Source organism: Glutamicibacter sp. AGC84, assembly GCF_053543575.1.
This window is the reverse complement of sequence record NZ_JBLVOC010000025.1, coordinates 28,454-30,558: the sequence shown is the minus strand read 5'-3', so window position 1 is coordinate 30,558 and position 2,105 is coordinate 28,454. Positions and strand designations below refer to the sequence as shown.

The 2,105-nt window shown below is 62.0% G+C and carries 4 protein-coding genes; 3 read left to right on the top strand and 1 reads right to left on the bottom strand.

The features are described from left to right. Positions 1–38: 38 nt before the first annotated feature. On the bottom strand, positions 39–455 hold the full coding sequence (locus ACNPN0_RS13985) for a CBS domain-containing protein (RefSeq protein WP_105662078.1): 417 nt from the start codon (positions 453–455) through the stop codon (positions 39–41). A gap of 193 nt (positions 456–648) precedes the next feature. Between ACNPN0_RS13985 and ACNPN0_RS13980 the strand changes: the two genes are divergently transcribed. The 3 genes from ACNPN0_RS13980 (at position 649) to ACNPN0_RS13970 (ending at position 2,074) form a co-directional block, all read left to right on the top strand. Next, positions 649–903, top strand: a complete 255-nt coding sequence (locus tag ACNPN0_RS13980; protein WP_146112202.1) for a hypothetical protein — start codon at positions 649–651, stop codon at positions 901–903. A 245-nt stretch (positions 904–1,148) separates the two neighbouring features. Further along, positions 1,149–1,745, top strand: coding sequence for a cysteine hydrolase family protein (locus ACNPN0_RS13975; protein ID WP_448937992.1), 597 nt, complete (start codon positions 1,149–1,151; stop codon positions 1,743–1,745). After that, the gene (locus ACNPN0_RS13970; protein WP_448937993.1) at positions 1,736–2,074 is read left to right on the top strand and encodes a hypothetical protein; all 339 of its coding nucleotides are present in this window, start codon (positions 1,736–1,738) and stop codon (positions 2,072–2,074) included. Before ACNPN0_RS13975 ends, ACNPN0_RS13970 begins: the two co-directional genes overlap by 10 nt. Positions 2,075–2,105: the final 31 nt, after the last annotated feature.

The following is a 2,105-nucleotide window of genomic DNA, read 5'->3' as shown; positions in this document are numbered from 1 at the left end:
GCCCCCTCTGCGTTGTGGTCCGGCTGGGCTGGGAGATCCTAGTCCTGGGAAATCCCTTCGACCAGGTTGCCGGTGCTCTGCTGGTCGTAATAGCGGGCAATATCCGCCTGGGCGAGCATTCCGACCAGCGAATGCCCGTCGATGACCGGAAGCCTGCGCACCTGGTGCTCCTGCATGGTGCGGATGGCTTCTTCGACCGAATCATCGGCTCCGATGGTGACCGGCTTGCCCTGGGCGTAATCGGCGACCTTGGTGCTGGAAGTGACCACACCGTCGGCCACGGCGTTGATGACGATGTCCCGGTCGGTGATCGTGCCGGCCAACCGGTCATCCTTGCCGCAGATGGGCAGCATGCCGACCTGCAAGTCCTTCATCATCTGGGCGGCCACTTGAATCGAGTCCTGCTCCTTGACGCATTTGGCAGGCGAGGTCATTAGTTCCTTGGCTGCAACCATGATCGTGCTCCTTTCGCGTATTTTTGTGGGACACCCTCCACGCTCCAGCACAGCAAGCACGTCTTCAACCATTGCCAGCGAGCTTGCAGATGCGCCCCCTCGACTCTGGCAACAGCCGATTAATCATGTACTTGTGCAGCCGATAGCTGGTAGTTGGTAGAGCACCGGGAAACGCAACGTGAGGAGAATGACCATGGGATTCATCGACAAAGCCAAAGATGCCATTTCGCATGCTGCCGACAGATTCAAGGATCCCGACAAGGACCTGGTTGAGAATCTCTGGCCGCTGGGGCAACCCGACGACGAGCACCTGCCAGCCGATTCCGGGGAACCGGCAGAAGAGGGCTTGGAGCAGCCCGGCAATCACCTGCCTCCTGTCCAAGGAGCCGACCCGGACCTCGACGATTCCCCGGAAGACCAGTATTCCGAAGGCGACGGGGACCGCTAGCTGTCCCATGGCCAAACCGAGTTCAGGAGGCAAACTATGCAGACCTGCGATATCTGCGGAAATGCGAGCGAAACGGTGTTCACGCTCAGCCGGAACGGGCATTCGGGCCGCTTCGACAGTTTCGAATGCGCCATCCACGCCATGGCCGAAAGATGCACGCACTGCGGTTGCGCCATTCTGGGCCACGCCGTCCACCACGGCCAGGAGGCGTACTGCTGCCAGCACTGCGCCGAACACGCTGAGCCATGAGCGCGACAAGCGACTTCAGCCACCCTGCGCTGCTGCTCATTGACCTGCAAGAAGGATTCTTCGAGGATCCGGCTCTGGCACTGGCCCGCCAGGATCTGGCAGCCCGCTGCAACCAGCTGGCCGTGGCGGCGAGAGCGTCCGGATACCCGGTGATCAGCGTGCGCACCGTGCACAAGGAAGATAAATCCACATGGACGCTGAAGATGCTCGAAGACGACCAGGGCTACCTGTTCGAAGGAACGGGGCAGGCCGCGTACCTGGCGGAGCTGGAACTGGACGGGGCCATCGAGGTGGTCAAGCGCAGGGACAGCGCGTTCTGGGATACGGAGCTCAAGGACCTGCTGCTGCAGCACCGCGCCAGTTCGCTGGTGCTCGCCGGGGTCTCCTCCGAGACGTGCATCTCCGCCACCGCGGCCGATGCCTTCGCTGCGAACTTGCCGGTGGCGGTGGCCACCGACGCCACCGCATCGGCCGACCCGGATTTCGAAGGGACTACCTTGGAATTCATGCGCAAGCAGCATCGGCAGAAGCTGAAGACCACCTTGGAAATCATTACCGATTGGAAACACGAGAAGGAGCTGGAATGTCACTGAATAATTCTGAATTCGACGACGTGCGCAAGGACTCGGACACGGACGAGCCGTTGGATGGGCGCGATAGCCAGCCGGCGGCTGGGTCATCGGATGCACCCCAGGCCCAGGACGCCGAGGATCCATTGCGCGGAGCAGACCGGGTGCTGGAGGAAAACGACGGCGATCCCTTGGCACTCAATCCCAAAACGCTGCTTCCCGAACCGATTGACGGGCAGCGTCCGGTCGACGATACGCTGCTGGACTACCCCGACCAGGATGACGAGCAAGGCCTGGACGCCGAGCGGACCGCCAACCTGCCGGACCAGCGCGAAACACCCGATCAGCAGTAGCGCACCGGTGGGCTGAGAACCGCCGAAGGGG

Bases quoted from the DNA above. Each gene is read 5' to 3' on its own strand.
- ACNPN0_RS13980 (WP_146112202.1), top strand. From the start codon at position 649: ATGGGATTCATCGACAAAGCCAAAGATGCCATTTCGCATGCTGCCGAC.
- ACNPN0_RS13970 (WP_448937993.1), top strand. From the start codon at position 1,736: ATGTCACTGAATAATTCTGAATTCGACGACGTGCGCAAGGACTCGGAC.
- ACNPN0_RS13975 (WP_448937992.1), top strand. From the start codon at position 1,149: ATGAGCGCGACAAGCGACTTCAGCCACCCTGCGCTGCTGCTCATTGAC.
- ACNPN0_RS13985 (WP_105662078.1), bottom strand. From the start codon at position 455: ATGGTTGCAGCCAAGGAACTAATGACCTCGCCTGCCAAATGCGTCAAG.